This window comes from Cognatiyoonia sediminum (assembly GCF_900129845.1).
Classification (GTDB): Bacteria; Pseudomonadota; Alphaproteobacteria; order Rhodobacterales; family Rhodobacteraceae; genus Cognatiyoonia; species Cognatiyoonia sediminum.
Genome location: NZ_FQXB01000004.1, coordinates 94,981 through 112,220, shown reverse-complemented (window position 1 = coordinate 112,220; position 17,240 = coordinate 94,981). Strand labels below are relative to the sequence as shown.

Below are 17,240 nucleotides of genomic sequence, written 5' to 3'. Positions count from 1 at the left end.
GATTTAGGCAAATATCATTGACGACAATTTTCGACGACCGTTGAGCACCACGGGATCGTTAGGCTGCAACGTGTCGAACACCTTGAAAAGCTGCGTCTTTGCGGCGCCTTCGTTCCATTCGCGATCGCGGCGAAAGAGATCGAGCAGGTGATCAACCGCGGCCTCGGCATTGCCGTTGGCGTGCAGGGCGGTCGCCAAATCAAGGCGAGCTTGGTGGTCGTCGGGGTTTGCCTCAACCGCAGCCTGAAGCTCTGCCACGGGGCCGGCGTTGGCCGCTTCTTTCGCGAGCGCGATTTGGGAGGCGACGGCTTCAAGGGCGGGATCGGTGGAGATTTCAGCGGGGGCACCGTTCAAGATCGCCTCGGCTTGGTCGAGGTCGTCAAGGGCGATGTAGGCTTTGATCAAACCGGCGTAGGCGGGGGCGTTGGCCGGGTCTTCCTGCAGGATCGCGGCGAAGGTTTCGGCGGCGTCCGCAGCGGCGCCTTTGGCCAACATCGCTTCGGCAGCTTCGATGGCATCGGCAAGGCCACCATCGGGTGCGCCGCCGCCAAGGGCAGCGATTTTCTCGACGAAGGCGTCGATTTCGGAGGGTGGCAGAGCGCCTTGGAATCCATCGACCGGCTGGCCTTGCCAGAAGGCATAGACGGTTGGGATCGACTGCACGCGCAACTGGCCCGCGTAACCGGGATTGGCGTCGACGTCGATTTTGACGAGCTTCACTGCACCGCCAGCTTTGGTGACGGACGCCTCAATGGCGGGGCCGAGGGTTTTGCACGGGCCGCACCATGTTGCCCAGAAATCCACGATGATCGGGGTCGTCTGTGACGCCTCGATCACGTCTTGCATGAAGGTGTCATCTGTCCCGTCGATGATCAGATCACCGGCTGGGGCGGCTGGTTGGGTTCTACCAAGTTCAATCATGGCGCGCTCCTGAAGATTAGGTCTTGGGGCTTATATGTGCGCGGGGGGTGGAATGTCCAAGGGGGATTTGCGAACAACTATAGAATGTTCCTACTTATCGAATTAACGCCCAAGTCGCTTCCTCTGCTTGGTTAGGAATCATTTCCGGCTCATAAAGTCTTCGCAAAAAGCTCAAATGCCTTTCAGTCAATTTACCATCAGCAATCTCGCCATCGACGACAGTCGGCCAATCAAAAATACTCTCAAATTCTGGCGTGTCGTCGAGGCCGAATGAGTTGAAGAATTCTTCTGCAATACAATTCGACACAACTTCTGTTGATACGTCCACCTTTATCCAGATTTGCACATCTCGAATGATCCCGTCTGGGTAAGGTGTCGTAACTAACGTGCAGTCTAGGTGAGATGAACGGAACCAACTAAAAAATTCTAGTCGTTTTTCTGAAAACCTGAGAGTTGGTGGCGCGATCCGCGCGAGAATGTAGTTTTCAGGGTCGGACTGATACTCTTCCTCATTGAAAAATAATAGGAATATGAAATTAGACGCGTGCTCTGGAACACCCTGAATTGGGCGCAACCCAGTTGTCCGATAAATATCTTCAATCACCCTCGTTAGGCTTCTGCTAGCGGCCTCAGCAACCTCATCAGAAAGAAATTTCGTCTCGCCTCGAACACGAAGATAGTAGTCTTCAACTCTCTTTTGGAGCGGAGCACGACAAGGCTTGAAGTCTAAGTTACATGCCTCTCTAGAATGTACCGCATCGACGAACAGCTGATCCCAGAAACGTTCGTCGTGAACAATTTCATCGCTTGTATCGCCGCTCGCTGCCAGTGCCGGAAAGACACCAAACATAGCGACTAGAAGAATGTAGATCAGGCTTCTGGGCCAATTACTCAATTATATGATCCTATCTACAAATCAAACGTCGCAAACACAGGCGCGTGGTCACTCGGTTTCTCCCACCCACGGGCGTCCCTCAAAACACGGCTGCCATGCGCAGCACCCGCAATATCCGGCGTTGCCCAGACGTGGTCTAACCGGCGGCCTTTGTCGGCGACGTCCCAATCTTTGGCGCGGTAGGACCACCAGCTGTAGAGTTTGCCATCGGGGATGTCGGTGCGGGTGACGTCGACCCATGCACCTGCGTCTTGGACTTCGGCGAGGGCTTCGACCTCGACCGGCGTATGGCTGACGACCTTCAAGAGTTTCTTGTGATCCCAGACATCGTCTTCTCGTGGGGCGATGTTCAGGTCGCCGACGAGGATCGATTTCTTTGGCGCGTCTTTGTGGAAGGCGTCGCGCATTTCGGCGAGGTAGTCGAGCTTCTGGCCGAACTTCTCGTTCACCTCGCGGTCCGCCACATCCCCACCCGCTGGCACATAGAAGTTGTGGACAGTCACGCCATTCTCCAACTTACCCGCGATGTGGCGGGCGTGGCCGAGGTTTGCGTAGTCTTCAGCCCCCGCTTCCACCATCGGGATTTTGGAGAAGATCGCGACGCCGTTGTACCCCTTTTGCCCGCGCGCGACCATGTGGGTGTAGCCCAGCGATTGGAACTGCTCTTGCGGGATTTTCTCCACCGGGCTTTTGCATTCTTGTAGGCAGAGGACGTCGGGCGCCTCGTCCGCCATGAGTTTCGCGACGATGTCTTCGCGCAGACGGACGGAGTTGATGTTCCAAGTGGCGAGGGTGAAGGACATGGGTGTCTCCTTAGCGTAGCGCGGCGGTGGGGCGAATGTGGCCGACCTCCAGCCCGCGCCAGTTGGTCACAGTTGGGGTCATGCGTTTGATGGTGGCGGGGTGACTAAGATCTAGGACGCCGAGTTTGACGAGGATCGCGGCAACCGCGGCCTCACTGGCGCGGAAGGCCCCATCGGTGATTTTTACGGCGACGGAAAGCCGTTTTTCGGGGATGATGGCGCTGAACACAGCCTCCGCCCCTGTTTTCAGAGCGACATTGCCATCCATGGCGCGCATCAGTTCGGTGCAGGCCCGCCCTTCGCCCGCGACGAGCTCTGGGTGCTTGGTCATCGCGTCGACCAATTGCACGGCGGCTTTGGAGCGTGTGTCAGAGCGGTCTTGCGCGGTGGCAAAGAACGCGAGGCTGCGGGCAAATCCGTGGACAGTGCAAGCGTGGTTCGGAGCGGAACAGCCGTCGATGCCAAAGGCGGGGCTGGTTTCGCCGGTGAGTTCTTCAAACGCGGCAAGGTTGGCTTGTTGAACGGGGTGGTCGATCTTTTCGTAGTCGGGTCCGCCGCCGAGATGTTTGTTCAACGTCAGAAAGCCTGCGTGCTTGCCGGAGCAATTGTTGTGGATTTGGCACGGGCTTTGATCGATTTTGATTAGGGCGTCACGTACCTCTGCGTCACGCGGTGTCTGCGGGCCGCAGCGAAGGTCATCGTCGCTCAAGCCCAGATCGCTGAGCCATGCCGACACGAGGTCATTATGGATTGCTGCCGCATTGTGGGAAGCGCAAGCGAGGGCGAGGTGATCGGACGTTAGGTTATAGGCATCTGCTGCCCCGCTTTCGATCAGCGGCAGCGCTTGGATCATTTTGCAAGACGACCTCGGGTAGATCACGGCCTCTGGATCGCCCCAAGCCTCCACGATCTCTCCAGCCTCGTCGCAGACAACGGCGTGGCCCTGATGAATGGATTCCAGCAAGTTGCCGCGCCAGACTTCTACCATATCTACTGGACCAGACATTGCATACCTCCCCTTTGGCGCGACACTTTGGGCTTTCCCACGTGGGCAAAATTTTGCTAGTTCTATGGCTATCGAGTTGAAACACATCCTTCCAGTCGAAAAGGTACGCCAAAGACGCACCGGACGGGTCGGAGACAGAGGCAAGGACAGCTTGGAGGCTGTATCATGATGAAATCGATTTTGGGCGCGATGGGCATTGCTGTATTGGCAAGCGCGGCGTCAGCACAGGAAACCAGTGATAACCGCGTGGCGGCGAACACCGATTGGAGCGTGTTTGTCGAAAACAATCCAACCGAATGTTGGGCCGTATCTGCGCCGAAGGAGAGCCGCCTGACGGATTCCGACGGCAACCCAACAACAGGTCGCCGTAGCGACATGCTACTGTTCGTGTTCTATCGCCCGGGCGCTGATGTATCGGCACAGGTGGCCTTTACCGGCGGGTATCCATTTGCAAGCGGATCGACCGTCACCATGGATATCGGCGGAACGGAATACACGCTATTCACAGATGCGAGCGAGCCGGAATATGCGTGGCCCGCGACACCGGACGAAGACGCAAAGATCGTTGCTGCGATGAAGCGGGGCGCGAATGCGATCGTGCGTGGACGCTCTGGCCGAGGCAATGTGACAACCGATACATTCTCTCTATTGGGCTTTAGCGCCGCAGTGGAAGAGGCGCAAAAGCGCTGTCAGAGCTGATTTTCGGCCAAATCTTCGAATTTCGGGCGGGTTTTCGATTGGAAACCCGCCCTTTTTGTTTATATGAAGCGCTCCCACTTCGCTGAAAGGCATGGATATGACTGCCAAGGCCCCCATCACTCAGGACGTTCATACGATCCCGCGCAAACTGCCCGATGGCCCGACGAATACCGTTGGCCTGACGCGTGAGGCGCTGCGCGATGCGTTGATCGAGATGGGGACGCCAGAGAAGCAGGCAAAGATGCGGACAGGGCAAATCTGGCAGTGGGTTTATCATTGGGGCGTTCGTGACTTTGATGCCATGACGAACTTGTCGAAGGATTATCGCGCAAAACTGGCAGAGCATTTCGTTGTCGAAATTCCTGAACTTGTGACCAAACAGGTGAGCGAAGACGGCACGCGCAAATATCTGGTGCGGATCGCGGGCGGCCATGAGGTAGAGGTAGTCTATATTCCTGAGACGGATCGCGGGACGCTGTGTGTCTCCAGCCAGGTGGGTTGCACGCTCACCTGCTCGTTCTGTCACACCGGAACGCAGAAGCTCGTGCGGAACCTGACGGCGGCGGAGATCATCGGTCAGGTGATGATGGCCCGCGATGATCTGGACGAATGGCCGGTGCCCGGTGCGCCAAAGGATGAAACGCGGCTGTTGTCGAACATCGTACTGATGGGCATGGGTGAGCCGCTTTATAATTTCGAGAACGTGCGTGACGCGATGAAGATTGCTATGGACGGCGAAGGCATCGCCTTGTCCCGCCGTCGGATCACGCTGTCGACCTCAGGCGTGGTGCCAGAGATGGCGCGGACTGCCGAAGAAATCGGCTGCCAATTGGCGATTTCCTTCCATGCCACGACCGATGAAGTCCGTGACATTCTGGTCCCGATCAACAAACGCTGGCCTTTGGAAGAGTTGTTGGAGGCCCTCAAGAGCTATCCAAAGGTGTCCAATTCCGAACGGATCACCTTTGAATATGTAATGCTCGACGGGATTAACGACAGCGATGAGGACGCCCATCGTCTGGTCAAGCTGATCGAAGGCATTCCCGCCAAGATCAACCTGATCCCGTTCAACGAATGGCCTGGCGCGCCTTACAAGCGGTCGTCCAACAACCGCATCCGCGCCTTTGCCAACATCATCTACCAAGCGGGCTATGCGACCCCGATCCGCACACCACGGGGCGAAGACATCATGGCCGCCTGTGGGCAGTTGAAATCCGCGACAGAGCGGGCGCGGAAGTCGCGCAAGCAGATCGAAGCCGAAGCGGGTTTGAACTGAACCGCTTGAAATTTCAAAAGCTGTGATAAGCTCCCTCTCAATTTGAGAGAGGGTATAGATATGGCACTGACAATAAACGGGATACCGTTCGACGGAGATCCGCAGACGGATTGGCTTGATCCAACGTTCATCAGCACCAATTCAGTCGCAACCGCAAAAAGGCGTAACTTCTACATTTGGAACTGTCGGACGCAAAAGGGCACATCACGTCTGCGTCTGGATCAAGACGGAAAGCTCACAGTTCCTAACTTGGTAGAGTTCCATGTCGATACTTTTGGTGCCTTTGGCACGCCAGACCCCACGGCCACGTTACTTATGAAGGCAAAAGTGCTTAAGGCCCTTAAGTTTCGCGGGGTGAATGACCTTATCACCGTGTCGCATCGCGCCTTTGGAAAACACAAAATCAAGGTCGACGCATCCGGCTTCGATTGGTTAAAACCGATCGCCTCTTATCGTTTGTGGCTTCAGATAAATTTTCATTTCTTTAAATTTACGAACGCCAAACAAAGAATGCATTTTTTCATCGGCCTACCGCATTCGGCAGACCTCGCCGTCGAAATCATCGAATTCTGTCAACCCGATCAGTTGGAGTCGAGTCTGGAGAACGGCAAATCGGTCGAACCGATTGACCTTGGCGTTTTTGAGAACGGAAAGCCGGGAAGCAAAGAGCTTCGTAGGCGGTATCTGCGCGAGAAAATTCGCCAACTCAATGCCGCCCTGCTAACTGAAATGCTCCACCAAGAGTTATTGCGCCGAGAACGAGACCGTTATCAGCGCGAACTTGAAGCTCTTGAATAACAAAGTGCTTGAGTCCCTTTAGACCTGTTGCAGCAAGTCCTTTGCCTGTTGAGGCGACAACGGCTCTGGTCGTTCGCAAGTTGTCGTCAACTCGACAAAGCGCCGTTCCTCGCCCGCTCGAAGGATCGCTGTCATCACATCAACCGCATGCACCGCAAGGTCGATGCCGCAGCGATGCGGGCGGCCTTCTTCGATGGCGGCTGCCATATCGGCGAGGCCTGCGCAGCGGTAGTTTGCCCGGTCACCTTCGTTCGGAACGCCAAAGGGATGATCCCAAGCGTCGACTTCTTCAATGTCGCTGCTTTCACCGCTTTTCTCCAACGCGCCGCCAAAGAAGTTCGGGTCAGGGACGAACAGGCTGCCGGTTTCACCATAAAGTTCCATGTTCGCATGGCGATGTGCCCAAACATCCCAGCTGGTGCCCAGCGTGATCGTCGCGCCATTGGCGAATTCGAGCAGAGCATGGATGTTTGTAGGCGTATTCACCTCAACCTTTTCGCCCAAGCGGTCGCCGTTCCCGATGGTGCGTTCAGAGAAGGTGGTCGTCGCCAAAGACACCGCGGATTTTACTGGCCCTAGAAGCTGGATCAGGTTGGTCACGTAGTAGGGACCGATATCCAGCACCGGGCCTGCACCGGGTTGGTAGAAGAAATCCGGATTCGGGTGCCAGCTTTCCATGCCATGCCCCATAACGTGACAGGTGCCTCCGATGACTTTGCCAATGTCACCCGCATCGATGATGGCGCGTGCCTGTTGGTGCGCGCCACCAAGGAAGGTGTCAGGGGCAGCACCGATGCGCAGGCCTTTTTCGGAGGCGATGCGCCGGAGGTCTTCACCTTCTTCCAAGGTAAGAACAATTGGCTTTTCGGTATAGGCGTGTTTGCCCGCCGCTAGGATTTGCTTTGTCACAGAATAATGGGCCACTGGGATCGTGAGGTTCACGATCACATCGATGTCGTCCGCCGCCAAAAGCCCCTCTACCGTTTCGGCGCGCACGCCAAATTCCTCGGCCCTTGCGTTGGCGGCGTCCATATTCAGGTCAGCCACCGCCCGCATGTCGAGCGCTTTGAACATTGAGCCAAGCCGCAGATAGGCCGCTGAGATGTTTCCGCATCCGATGATGCCGACGCCTAGTTTTTTCATCTGACAGATCCTTAGAATGCATTGATGGATGTGATGGAGCGGGTCGCGAACCGTTTGTCATCGCTCGGGTTATCGTGTTCGACGACGTAGCGATCGATCCCTGCATGGTGGAGGGCCGCGTGAATTGAACCCCAGTCCAACGTGCCATGGCCGACGTCGGCCCAGCCGTCTTCGTCCGTCGCCTCTCCTGTCGGCGCGATGTCTTTGACGTGGACGGCTTTGATCCGGCCTGCGTATTTGTTGATCCACTCCACGGGATCAAGACCTGCCCGCGCGACCCAACCGAGATCTAGCTCAAGATCGATGTCGGCTTCGGCGATCAAGTCCATTGGCATCGCGCCGCTTTCGGTCGCGACGAATTCAAAGTCGTGATTGTGCCATCCAAAGGCAACGCCCGCGTCTTTCACTGGTTTGCCGGCCGCTTCTAACCGTTTGCCAAAAGCACGCCATCCGGCATCATCATTTGGTCGGTCGTCGGGCATGACAAAGGGGACGAACATCTTTTGGGTGCCAAAGGTGCTAGCGATTTCCAAGATTTTTGCAGGGTCGTTTTCCAGCATATCCAGCCCGATGTGGCTGCTTGTCATCCGCAAGCCGTTGTCCTTCAACGCTGCCTCAAGCGTGGGCAGATCACCAAACAATCCGCCAAAGCCCTCGACGTTGGAATAGCCAGCCTCGGACAGCATTTTGCAGGTCTCTGCGAGCGGTGGAAAGTTGCGGGAGCAATAGAGCTGATAAGCAATATGAGGCATGAGTTTATCCTTTTGCGTAGGTCGCGTTGTGCAAATGGCGCAGCGAAAAATTCGGTTGGGCGGATGGGTCTTTAAGCGTGAAGCGAAGGATTTTCGTCTCACCCGGCATCATGTCGAACGCGTTGTCGCTAAACCGGCCTTCGGTATCGGCTTCGACCGTTGTGAAGAGGGCAAGGCCCTCGGATGTGACCGTGATGTCGTAGGTTTCGCCTGCATTGTTCACCGCCATCTTCGCATTCGGGTCTTCGAGGTCATATGATTTGTAGGGTTTAGGGGCGTAGACTTCCCGTCCTGAGCCGCCAGCGTAGGACCAGTCGATACAAAGGAATTCCTCTGCGCCCAGGTCAGAGACCGCGATGGATGAGACCGTTTCAGCCACCGTCCCAACCGTTAGAGATTGAGTAGATAACGCGCGCGCAGTAGTCCCAGAGACAGCTGAGAGTTTCACGTCCAGTTCGACGGAATCGGGTGCATCGTTGACAGCTCGTAGCTCAATCTTGTCGCCCATTGGCACCGCTGTCACGATCACATCTGCATAAAAGTCCTTGGCCATATGGTGCATGACTTTCCAGTCACCGCCATGATCCAAAGACGCCCATGAGCACACCGGCCATGTGTCATTGAGCTGCCAGATCAAAGTGCCCATATTGCGCGGCTTCAAGCTGCGCCAATGGGTTACGGCGGTTTTGATCGCGACGCCTTGTTGCACTTGGCTGAGGTAGACAAAATCCTCAAACCGTTCTGGCCAACGGAAATAGCGGAACATGGTCTGCGCGATCCGCGCATTTCCAGCGGCTGAGGCGTTCTTTTGGTGGCTCTCTAGAACCGGAGACGCGATGTTCCAATCTACTGGATCAGAAAAGCGGCGGATCGCGTTCATCGTCGGATAGGATTGGAACCCGAATTCAGAGCAGAACCGCGGGCCAACATCGCGGTAGTGATCGAAGTCGCGATTTTCATGCCATACGGACCAGAAATGCATATCGCCCGAACCGTCATCATGCCAGGCATCGCCAAAATTCATTGGACCTGGCGAGGGTGATGAGGGCCACCAGATCGCATCCGGATCGACTTCAAATAAGGTGTCTTCGAGCGCCCGATTCAGCCGGTCGTAGTTCACCAAATACCGATCTCTGTCCTTGCGACTAACGTCATACCACCCCAGGGCACCGATCAATTCATTGTCGCCGCACCAAACCGCCAAACAGGCATGGTGCTGTAGACGCGCCACGTTATCGCGCACCTCGGCCTTCACATTCTCAAGGTAAACTCTGTCGGAAGGGTAGAGGTTGCAGGCAAACATGAAATCTTGCCAGACCATCAAGCCTAGTTCGTCGCACAGATCATAGAACCACGTGGGTTCATATTGCCCGCCACCCCAGATGCGGATCATGTTCATGTTTGCGTCTTTGGCGGATTGAAGCATGTCGCGGACACCGTCCTGCGTGACCCGACCCTGAAGCGCATCGGCCGGAATCCAGTTGGCCCCTTTGCAGAACACATCGCGACCATTCACACGGAATTTGAACCCAAGGCCGATGTCGTCCGCTTCGGTGACGAGTTCGATTGTGCGCAAGCCGATCCGGCGCTTTTCGACGGCTGTGCCAGCGGTAACGGTTAGACCATAAAGCGGTTGATCGCCCTGCCCCGACGGCCACCAAAGGCTTGGGTCCGTGACCTCAATCACTGCAGTGGCTTTGCCGTTCTCAACTCCTACAGAGACGGCGTGGCCATCGAAATCGAATATGACCTCTTCGTCGAAGTTGGCAACTTCCACAGAAACTGTAAGTTTGACGCGCTGGTCGGAGTGGTCTTGGCGAATGTGGGCGCCTTCGATCCGTGGGGCCGCATTCTCTTCAGCTTTTATGTCGCCATAGACGCCGAAGGGGGCAAGTGCGATATTCCAATCCCAGCCGAAATCACAGGCAGGTTTGCGGAGGAAATTGCCGTAGGGGATTGGACAATTGTCCGTCGACCACGGGATCTCAAACAGATGCGCATCGTAGAGCGCTTTGCCCGCTTCCACTGACGAATGAAAGGTAATCCGGAGAGTATTTTGGCCGATCTTTGCAGCAGAGGACAGATCAAAACGATAGGTTCTAAACGCGTTGTCAGTCTCGCCAATGACCACACCATTCAGCTCTATCGTCGCAACGGTATCGACGCGCGAAAGGGTCAATGACACATCGTTAGATGTCAGCTCAAACTCGCGCGTTGCGATCCAATCCCGCTCGCAAATCCACCGCACATCATATTCGTTCCGGCCCCAATACGGGTCAGGAATCTTGCCTGCAGCGTGCAGGGCAGTGATCCCATCACCCGGAAAGGTGATGGGACAGCTATAATCGGTGCCGATGTCTGACAGATGCCAGACGCCAGCGAGGTCAAGTTGGGTCATAAACGCAATTCAGATGCTTTATCGAAGAGAGACGCACGGGACGGATCAATACCAATTGGCAAAGAGTCTCCGAGCGACACACGTGCCTGACCATCCATACGAATACGCAGGGCTTGGCCATTAAGTGTACCATATACCAAAGTGTCGGAGCCCATCGGCTCAACCAATTCCACTGGAACCTCCAGCTTCACCGGAGCACCTGCAACAAGTTCGCCGGTGATGATGTGCTCTGGGCGGATTCCGATGACAGCTTTGCCGTCAACCGCGCCGCCAGGACCGAAGGTGTAGCCATCTAGCGGAAGATCAAGATCGCCACCTTTGAAGTGGTTACCCACAACTTCACCGTCAAAGAAATTCATCGAAGGCGAACCGATGAAGTCAGCCACATAGATGTTTTCGGGACGGTTATAAATTTCATCTGGGCTTCCCAGCTGCATGATCTTGCCGCCCTTCATGATCGCGATGCGGTCGGCAAGCGTCATCGCTTCGACTTGATCGTGGGTCACGTATATCATGGTGTTTTCAAGCTGGTTGTGCAGCCGCTTCAATTCCACACGCAGATCAGCGCGTAGCTTCGCGTCGAGGTTAGAGAGCGGTTCGTCAAAGAGGAACACATCCACGTCGCGCACCAGCGCGCGACCAATAGCGACACGCTGACGCTGACCACCGGACAAGGCCGCAGGCTTACGATCCAACAAAGGTTGAATTTGCAGGATGTCCGCCGCTTCTGCGATCCGTTTCTCGATTTCCGCCTTAGGGAACTTCGCATTCTTCAAGCCAAAGCTGAGGTTCCCGCGCACCGTCATCTGGGGATAAAGCGCATAGGACTGGAACACCATACCGATCCCGCGATCGGACGGCTCTGCCCAAGTCACGTTATTGCCCTTGATGAAGATCTGGCCGTCAGAGACTTCCAAAAGACCGGCAATACAGTTCAACAGTGTTGATTTACCGCAGCCTGACGATCCGAGAAGGACAAGGAATTCACCTTCTGCAATCTCAAGGTTGAGATCTTTCAAGACATTGACTGCCCCAAAATTCAGATCGAGATGTTTGATTTCTACTGAGTTTGCCATGTGTCTTAACCTTTCACAGCACCGGCAGCGATGCCGCGGACGAAGAGTTTGCCAGAAGCGAAGTAAATAACCAGTGGGACGAGACCGGTCAGAAGGGTCGCCGCCATATTCACGTTGTATTCCTTGATGCCCTGGACAGAGTTCACAATGTTATTGAGCTGAACCGTCATCGGATAGGTATCCGGTTTGGTGTAGATCACACCGAACAAGAAGTCGTTCCAGATACCCGTCACCTGCAAGATCATCGCAACAACGAAGATTGGCAGTGACATCGGCAGCATGATCCGGAAATAGATACCCCAGAAACCAGCGCCATCGACACGAGCCGCTTTGAACAGTTCCTCTGGCACGGAGGTGAAGTAGTTCCGGAAGAGTAGCGTCAGGATCGGCATACCGAAGATCGTGTGTACTATCACCAAGCCCCAGAGAGAGCCCATAAGGCGGAAGTTGTCAGCATCGCTGTTGAAAATTCGAATGAATGCCGTGATCCCGTCGCCGCTTTCACGCAAGAGGATAACGATTGGATAAATCATAACCTGATACGGAATGAACGCACCGAAGATCAGGATCGTAAAGAAGACTTCGGACCCTTTGAATTTCCAATTCGCGAGCGCGTATCCGTTGACGGAGGCAATCGCGATGGACAAGAAAACCGAGGGGATCAGAATCCAAACTGAGTTCCAGAATCCGCGGCTTAGACCATCACAGTTGATACCAGTACAGGCTTCGGCCCAAGCTTTAACCCACGGTTCATATGTAACCTCAACCGGTGGACTGAAGATGTTTCCCAAGCGGATCTCGGGCATCCCTTTCAGCGAGGTCACGATCATCACGTAGAGCGGCAGCAAGTAGTACATGCAGACGACGAACAACGTGCCGTAGATGATTATGTTGGTGGAGGAGAAAACCTTCTTTGGCTTTGGCCCTTTTGGTCCGCTCAGCGCATTTACAGTAGCGTCGGTCATCTTTCTTTCTTGCCTCCGAATTCGAGGTAAGCCCATGGGATCAGCACCACCAAGACGCTCAGGAGCATCATGGTTGACGCCGCGAAGCCGAGGCCGAGGTTTTGCGAGCCAAACATTTTGTCGATCACGTATTTCGCGGGAACCTCCGAGGCGATGCCCGGCCCCCCGCTCGTTTGCGCAACGACCAAGTCGTAGACCTTAATGATACCGGCGGAGATGATCACGAGTGCGGTCACGAAGACGGGGCGCATCATTGGGATCACGATGAAGATGTAGGTTTTCCACGTTGGGATACCTTCGACGCGACTGGCTTTCCAAACGTCCTCGTCAATGCCGCGCATCCCAGCGAGCATGAGGACCATCACAAAACCGGAGCCCTGCCAGATGCCTGCAATCAAGATGCCGTAAATCACGATATCCGCGTTGTTGAGTGGGTCAAATGTGAAGGTTTCCCAACCCCAGCTGCGCACCACGTTTTGAAGGCCCAAATCTGGGTTCAGCAACCACTGCCAAACAAGACCGGTCACAACAAAGGATAGTGCGAAGGGATACAGAATGATGGTTCGGATGGTATTTTCAAACCGGATTTTGCGATCCAATAGAGCCGCAAGGATGAACCCGATGACCAGTGACAGAACCAATGAACACGACCCGAAGATGGCGAGGTTCTCGATCGACACCAGCCAGCGATTCTCACTCCATAACCGGTCATAGTTCTGGAGGCCTGTCCACTTATCGGGAGCGGGCAAAAGGCGGGATCGTGTGAACGAATGGTAGATCGTCCAAGCGGTACATCCGATGAAAACGACCAAGGCGGTCGCGATCATGGGGATCGCCGCAATTTTGGCGGTCATGTTTTTGAACAAACGGGAGGGGCGCTTTGCCCCCACATCCATTCGTCCGGTGTCAGTTACGGCCATCCTGTCCCCCCATTTTTGTTGGCTACTGGGTAAGTCAAAACACCCCACTCCCGTTTAGGGGTGTTTGGAATTTCCAAGTGCGTTTGGGAACTGCCAGGCCCGCAGCTTTCACCACGGGCCCAACAGGGAGAAGATAATTAGTCTGCGCTTGCGATGATATCGACGTAGCGAGCCTGTGCGTCTTCAACTGAGATGGATGTGTCGTTCCAGAACTCAACTGTCAGGTCATCGATCTGACCAGCTGTGTCAGCTGAGAAGCTGTTCACGCCGTCTGGCAGAACGTTACCAGCTGCAAGGATCGCAAGACCCTTCTGCATGCAGTCGTTTGCAGCGGACAGGTCGATGTCACCACGGATCGGCAAGGAGCCTTTCTTGAGGTTAAACGCAACCTGAACTTCCTGAGAGATCATCAGGGAAGCCAACTCTTTCTGAGCAGCTTCGATCGCTGGGTCGTCCTGCTTCGGGAAGTAGAACGCGTCACCACCAGTTGCGATGATTTCGTTCACACCCAGACCTGGCAGACAGGTGTAGTCTGTACCAGCTACTTGCTCAGCAACCTGGAATTCGCCCTGCGCCCAGTCACCGTGGATCTGACCACCGGCCTGACCAGTGATGACGAGGTTTGTCGCTTGGTTCCAGTCATTCACGTTAGAACCTTCAGACAGCAAACGAGCTGCAGCATAGGCTTCCCAAACTTTGGTCATGTCTTCAGACGCAGCCGCATCAGCGTTCTTGTTCGTCAGAACGTCGATGTAGAGGTCTGTACCACCAACGGCGACCATCAATGCGCCAAAGGCGAGGCTTGTCTGCCAAGACTGCTGACCCATTGCGAGCGGCACGAGGCCTGCGTCGCGCAGTGCAGGAGCTGCATCTACGAATTCGAACCAGTCTGCTGGAACATCAACACCAGCTTTCGCGAATGCGTCGTGTGACAGCCACAGCCACTGAGGTGAGTGGATGTTCACAGGCACACAGTAGACTTTGCCGTCAAGCGTACATGCGTCCAGAAGACGGGATGGGTTCACAACGTCAGCCCAACCTTCAGCTTCTGCAACGTCTGTGAGGTCAAGCATCAAACCAGCTTCGACAAGCTCTTCCGCCTGACGACCGTGGTTCAGCTGTGTTGCGTGCATTGGGTCACCGCCCAAGATGCGGGAAATAATGATCGGACGCGCCGTACCACCGGAACCGGCAATCGCACCGTCGATCCATGTATGCTCTGTCGCGTTGAAGGCTGACGCAAACTCGGCCACCGCGGCGGCTTCACCACCAGATGTCCACCAGTGTGTGACTTCGAGTTCTGCAGCTGAAACAGCAGATGCGCCTACGATGGCGGTTGCTGAAAGTAGCTTAGTTGACAATTTCACGATTCTTTCCTCCCTGGTTCTAAATCGTTGTAGAAAAATCTATATCGATTTAGAAAGGTTGGGCAAGAAGAATTAGTTGCTTTTTTGCAAAGCGGTGAAAATTCTGCCAAACGCCCATAAAAATAAGGGCGATGCGCGAAAAATTTTTGCGCCGTGGTTCTGGAAATTCTCTAGAATCGCATGAAGACCAGGAAGGAAATCGCCTCATGGCGGACACGAAGATCAAAGGCATTGAACGCAAGCCGACTCTCAAAACCATCGCTGAATTGAGTGGTCTTGCAGTGCCGACGGTATCGCGTGCTTTGAACGACGCGCCCGATATTGGAACCCGCACGAAAGAGCTTGTTCGGAAGATCGCGGATGAGATCGGATACGTCCCAAATCGCGCCGGCGTCCGCCTGCGGACAGGTCGGACTAACGTCGTCAGTTTGATCATGTCGACGGATCACAACAATCATACTGGACGCATCATCGCAGGCGCTTCAGGTGGACTACATGATTCACCCTTTCACTTAATCGTCACGCCATCTTTTCCGGCAGAAGACGTGATGAAGCCTGTCCGCTATGTTGTTGAAACAGGTTCCGCAGACGCAATCATTCTAAACCAGATCGCACCAGAAGATCGCCGTGTGGCTTACCTTATGGAGAAGAAGTTCCCATTCGTGACACACGGGCGTAGCAATTGGGCGGACGAGCATGGGTATTACGATTTTGACAATGAGGCCTACGGTCGCAAGGCCGCCAACCACCTTAAATTGAGAGGGCGTAAGACAATAGCTTTCATCGGCCCGCCGTTGGAGCAAAGCTATGGCGGCCATATGTTGAAAGGTGTCCAAGAAGGGGCCGCAGACAACGGTCAACATTTTCTGCGTATGTCCGACGTCGACAGCGATATGCTGAGCCCGCAATTGGCCGATCATGTCGTGGAGTTCTTACACCAGAATCCTGAGATCGACGCCATCGTCACCGGATCGACAAATGCCGCAACCGCAGCCGTTGGCGCCGTAGAAAGACTGAGACGTAGATTGGGCGAAGATATCGATATCTACACCAAAGAAGCCGAACCTTATCTGACCCTCATGCGGCCAGAGCTATTGGCGTGCTATGAAAACGTCGGTGAAGCTGGTGAATTCCTTGCAAAGGCCGCAATTCAAGCCGTGCGCCATCCAGAATTGCCACCGATGCAAAAGCTAGACGTGCCGCAGTTCTAAGCGTCCCAATTGTCCAAAGCGTGAATCGCTTCTTCGGCGGTCTCGACAAATTTGAACAGGTTCAGGTCATCCGCCGAAATGGTGCCAGCATCGGACAAGGCATCCCAATTGATGATCTTTTCCCAAAAGCTGCGTCCAAACAGCAAAAATGGCACACGATCCATGCGGCCTGTCTGGATGAGGGTCAGAGCTTCAAACAATTCATCAAGCGTGCCAAACCCACCGGGGAACACTGTGATCGCAGAGGCGCGCATCAGGAAGTGCATCTTCCTGATCGCGAAATAGTGGAAGTTAAAGCACAATTCAGGCGTCACGTACTCGTTTGGAGCTTGTTCATGCGGCAGTACGATGTTGAGGCCAATAGACCTCCCACCAGCCTCTTGTGCGCCTCGGTTACCTGCCTCCATCACTCCAGGACCGCCACCAGTAACAATCACATTCTCGCGGCCTCCGGCTTCCATTGACCGCTTGGTCATCAATTCTGCGAATTTGCGAGCCTCTTCGTAGTATTCAGACAAATCGGCGAGCGTTTGAGTTCTAGCCGTATCTTTCTTTGCAGGTTCTGGAATGCGAGCGCCCCCGAACAGAACAATCGTTGAATCAACATCCGCTTCGTTCATCAGAAGCTCAGGTTTGAGCAATTCCAGTTGCAATCGCACCGGTCGCAAATCCTCGCGACAGAGGAAATCGTCATCCGCAAAGGCCAATCGATAGGACGGTGCACGCGTTTGGGGCGTGTCTGGCACGTTTTCAGCAAACTCTCGGTCCTGGTGGCTGTCCCGCATCCGATGGCGGCGGTGAACGTCGTCTTTCATTTCGTACTCCAAATCTGTTGGGAAAAGCCTAGACTGAGGAAATGATCCACACCATGGGAAATCGGTTGGCCATCAATCAAAGGTGATGACTTTATGCGTTAAATCATTGATGCGGCTGACGATGAATTCGCGATAACTTCTTTCCCTTCCCTTGAGTCAGCGCTATGTGGCCCCAAACCGAGACAAAGGGGGGGC

The 17,240-nt window shown here is 54.8% G+C and carries 16 protein-coding genes; 4 read left to right on the top strand and 12 right to left on the bottom strand.

The window, feature by feature from the left end:
• Positions 1 to 3: 3 nt before the first annotated feature.
• The 4 genes from BUA85_RS12785 to BUA85_RS12770 form a co-directional block, all read right to left on the bottom strand.
• Entirely contained in the window at positions 4 to 921 is a 918-nt protein-coding gene (locus BUA85_RS12785) for a thioredoxin family protein (RefSeq protein ID WP_072901712.1), read from the bottom strand.
• 94 nt (positions 922 to 1,015) lie between these two features.
• Positions 1,016 to 1,816: a hypothetical protein gene (locus tag BUA85_RS12780; protein ID WP_131802813.1), complete on the bottom strand. Its 801-nt coding sequence runs from the start codon at positions 1,814 to 1,816 to the stop codon at positions 1,016 to 1,018.
• A gap of 14 nt (positions 1,817 to 1,830) precedes the next feature.
• A complete protein-coding gene (xth, locus tag BUA85_RS12775) occupies positions 1,831 to 2,619 on the bottom strand; it encodes an exodeoxyribonuclease III (RefSeq protein WP_072901709.1) in 789 nt (262 codons plus the stop codon).
• 10 nt (positions 2,620 to 2,629) lie between these two features.
• Positions 2,630 to 3,625, bottom strand: coding sequence for an asparaginase (locus BUA85_RS12770; protein WP_072901707.1), 996 nt, complete (start codon positions 3,623 to 3,625; stop codon positions 2,630 to 2,632).
• A 165-nt stretch (positions 3,626 to 3,790) separates the two neighbouring features.
• Here BUA85_RS12770 and BUA85_RS12765 point away from each other — a divergent pair, with 165 nt between their 5' ends.
• From BUA85_RS12765 to BUA85_RS12755, 3 genes are all read left to right on the top strand, one after another.
• A complete protein-coding gene (locus tag BUA85_RS12765) occupies positions 3,791 to 4,324 on the top strand; it encodes an invasion associated locus B family protein (RefSeq protein WP_072901705.1) in 534 nt (177 codons plus the stop codon).
• A 97-nt stretch (positions 4,325 to 4,421) separates the two neighbouring features.
• Complete coding sequence (rlmN, locus tag BUA85_RS12760) at positions 4,422 to 5,600, top strand: dual-specificity RNA methyltransferase RlmN (RefSeq protein ID WP_072901903.1); 1,179 nt, start codon at positions 4,422 to 4,424, stop codon at positions 5,598 to 5,600.
• Positions 5,601 to 5,660: 60 nt separating this feature from the next.
• Positions 5,661 to 6,398 (top strand): hypothetical protein, encoded by a 738-nt coding sequence (locus BUA85_RS12755; RefSeq protein ID WP_072901703.1) that lies wholly within the window; start codon positions 5,661 to 5,663, stop codon positions 6,396 to 6,398.
• An 18-nt stretch (positions 6,399 to 6,416) separates the two neighbouring features.
• Here the strand turns inward: BUA85_RS12755 and BUA85_RS12750 are convergent, their stop codons facing one another.
• From BUA85_RS12750 to BUA85_RS12720, 7 genes are all read right to left on the bottom strand, one after another.
• Positions 6,417 to 7,541, bottom strand: a complete 1,125-nt coding sequence (locus tag BUA85_RS12750) for a Gfo/Idh/MocA family protein (RefSeq protein WP_072901701.1) — start codon at positions 7,539 to 7,541, stop codon at positions 6,417 to 6,419.
• Positions 7,542 to 7,552: 11 nt separating this feature from the next.
• Positions 7,553 to 8,293 carry a sugar phosphate isomerase/epimerase family protein gene (locus BUA85_RS12745; protein ID WP_072901699.1) on the bottom strand — a complete coding sequence of 247 codons (741 nt, stop codon included), beginning with the start codon at positions 8,291 to 8,293 and terminating at the stop codon, positions 7,553 to 7,555.
• Positions 8,294 to 8,297: 4 nt separating this feature from the next.
• On the bottom strand, positions 8,298 to 10,691 hold the full coding sequence (locus tag BUA85_RS12740) for a beta-mannosidase (protein WP_072901698.1): 2,394 nt from the start codon (positions 10,689 to 10,691) through the stop codon (positions 8,298 to 8,300).
• Complete coding sequence (locus BUA85_RS12735) at positions 10,688 to 11,767, bottom strand: ABC transporter ATP-binding protein (RefSeq protein WP_072901696.1); 1,080 nt, start codon at positions 11,765 to 11,767, stop codon at positions 10,688 to 10,690. The genes BUA85_RS12740 and BUA85_RS12735 overlap by 4 nt, the downstream gene beginning before the upstream one ends.
• A 5-nt stretch (positions 11,768 to 11,772) precedes the next feature.
• Positions 11,773 to 12,732 (bottom strand): carbohydrate ABC transporter permease, encoded by a 960-nt coding sequence (locus BUA85_RS12730; RefSeq protein ID WP_072901694.1) that lies wholly within the window; start codon positions 12,730 to 12,732, stop codon positions 11,773 to 11,775.
• Positions 12,729 to 13,652: a carbohydrate ABC transporter permease gene (locus BUA85_RS12725; protein ID WP_083526286.1), complete on the bottom strand. Its 924-nt coding sequence runs from the start codon at positions 13,650 to 13,652 to the stop codon at positions 12,729 to 12,731. The genes BUA85_RS12730 and BUA85_RS12725 overlap by 4 nt, the downstream gene beginning before the upstream one ends.
• 137 nt (positions 13,653 to 13,789) lie before the next feature.
• The gene (locus BUA85_RS12720) at positions 13,790 to 15,019 is read right to left on the bottom strand and encodes an ABC transporter substrate-binding protein (protein WP_072901692.1); all 1,230 of its coding nucleotides are present in this window, start codon (positions 15,017 to 15,019) and stop codon (positions 13,790 to 13,792) included.
• 206 nt (positions 15,020 to 15,225) lie between these two features.
• Here BUA85_RS12720 and BUA85_RS12715 point away from each other — a divergent pair, with 206 nt between their 5' ends.
• A complete protein-coding gene (locus tag BUA85_RS12715; protein ID WP_072901900.1) occupies positions 15,226 to 16,230 on the top strand; it encodes a LacI family transcriptional regulator in 1,005 nt (334 codons plus the stop codon).
• Here the strand turns inward: BUA85_RS12715 and BUA85_RS12710 are convergent.
• A complete protein-coding gene (locus BUA85_RS12710; protein WP_072901690.1) occupies positions 16,227 to 17,045 on the bottom strand; it encodes an LOG family protein in 819 nt (272 codons plus the stop codon). The genes BUA85_RS12715 and BUA85_RS12710 overlap by 4 nt on opposite strands.
• Between the last annotated feature and the right edge of the window lie 195 nt (positions 17,046 to 17,240).

Bases quoted from the DNA above. Each gene is read 5' to 3' on its own strand.
- BUA85_RS12715 (WP_072901900.1), top strand. From the start codon at position 15,226: ATGGCGGACACGAAGATCAAAGGCATTGAACGCAAGCCGACTCTCAAA.
- BUA85_RS12765 (WP_072901705.1), top strand. From the start codon at position 3,791: ATGATGAAATCGATTTTGGGCGCGATGGGCATTGCTGTATTGGCAAGC.
- BUA85_RS12710 (WP_072901690.1), bottom strand. From the start codon at position 17,045: ATGAAAGACGACGTTCACCGCCGCCATCGGATGCGGGACAGCCACCAG.
- xth (WP_072901709.1), bottom strand. From the start codon at position 2,619: ATGTCCTTCACCCTCGCCACTTGGAACATCAACTCCGTCCGTCTGCGC.
- rlmN (WP_072901903.1), top strand. From the start codon at position 4,422: ATGACTGCCAAGGCCCCCATCACTCAGGACGTTCATACGATCCCGCGC.
- BUA85_RS12735 (WP_072901696.1), bottom strand. From the start codon at position 11,767: ATGGCAAACTCAGTAGAAATCAAACATCTCGATCTGAATTTTGGGGCA.
- BUA85_RS12755 (WP_072901703.1), top strand. From the start codon at position 5,661: ATGGCACTGACAATAAACGGGATACCGTTCGACGGAGATCCGCAGACG.
- BUA85_RS12740 (WP_072901698.1), bottom strand. From the start codon at position 10,691: ATGACCCAACTTGACCTCGCTGGCGTCTGGCATCTGTCAGACATCGGC.
- BUA85_RS12770 (WP_072901707.1), bottom strand. From the start codon at position 3,625: ATGTCTGGTCCAGTAGATATGGTAGAAGTCTGGCGCGGCAACTTGCTG.
- BUA85_RS12745 (WP_072901699.1), bottom strand. From the start codon at position 8,293: ATGCCTCATATTGCTTATCAGCTCTATTGCTCCCGCAACTTTCCACCG.
- BUA85_RS12730 (WP_072901694.1), bottom strand. From the start codon at position 12,732: ATGACCGACGCTACTGTAAATGCGCTGAGCGGACCAAAAGGGCCAAAG.
- BUA85_RS12725 (WP_083526286.1), bottom strand. From the start codon at position 13,652: ATGGCCGTAACTGACACCGGACGAATGGATGTGGGGGCAAAGCGCCCC.
- BUA85_RS12750 (WP_072901701.1), bottom strand. From the start codon at position 7,541: ATGAAAAAACTAGGCGTCGGCATCATCGGATGCGGAAACATCTCAGCG.
- BUA85_RS12785 (WP_072901712.1), bottom strand. From the start codon at position 921: ATGATTGAACTTGGTAGAACCCAACCAGCCGCCCCAGCCGGTGATCTG.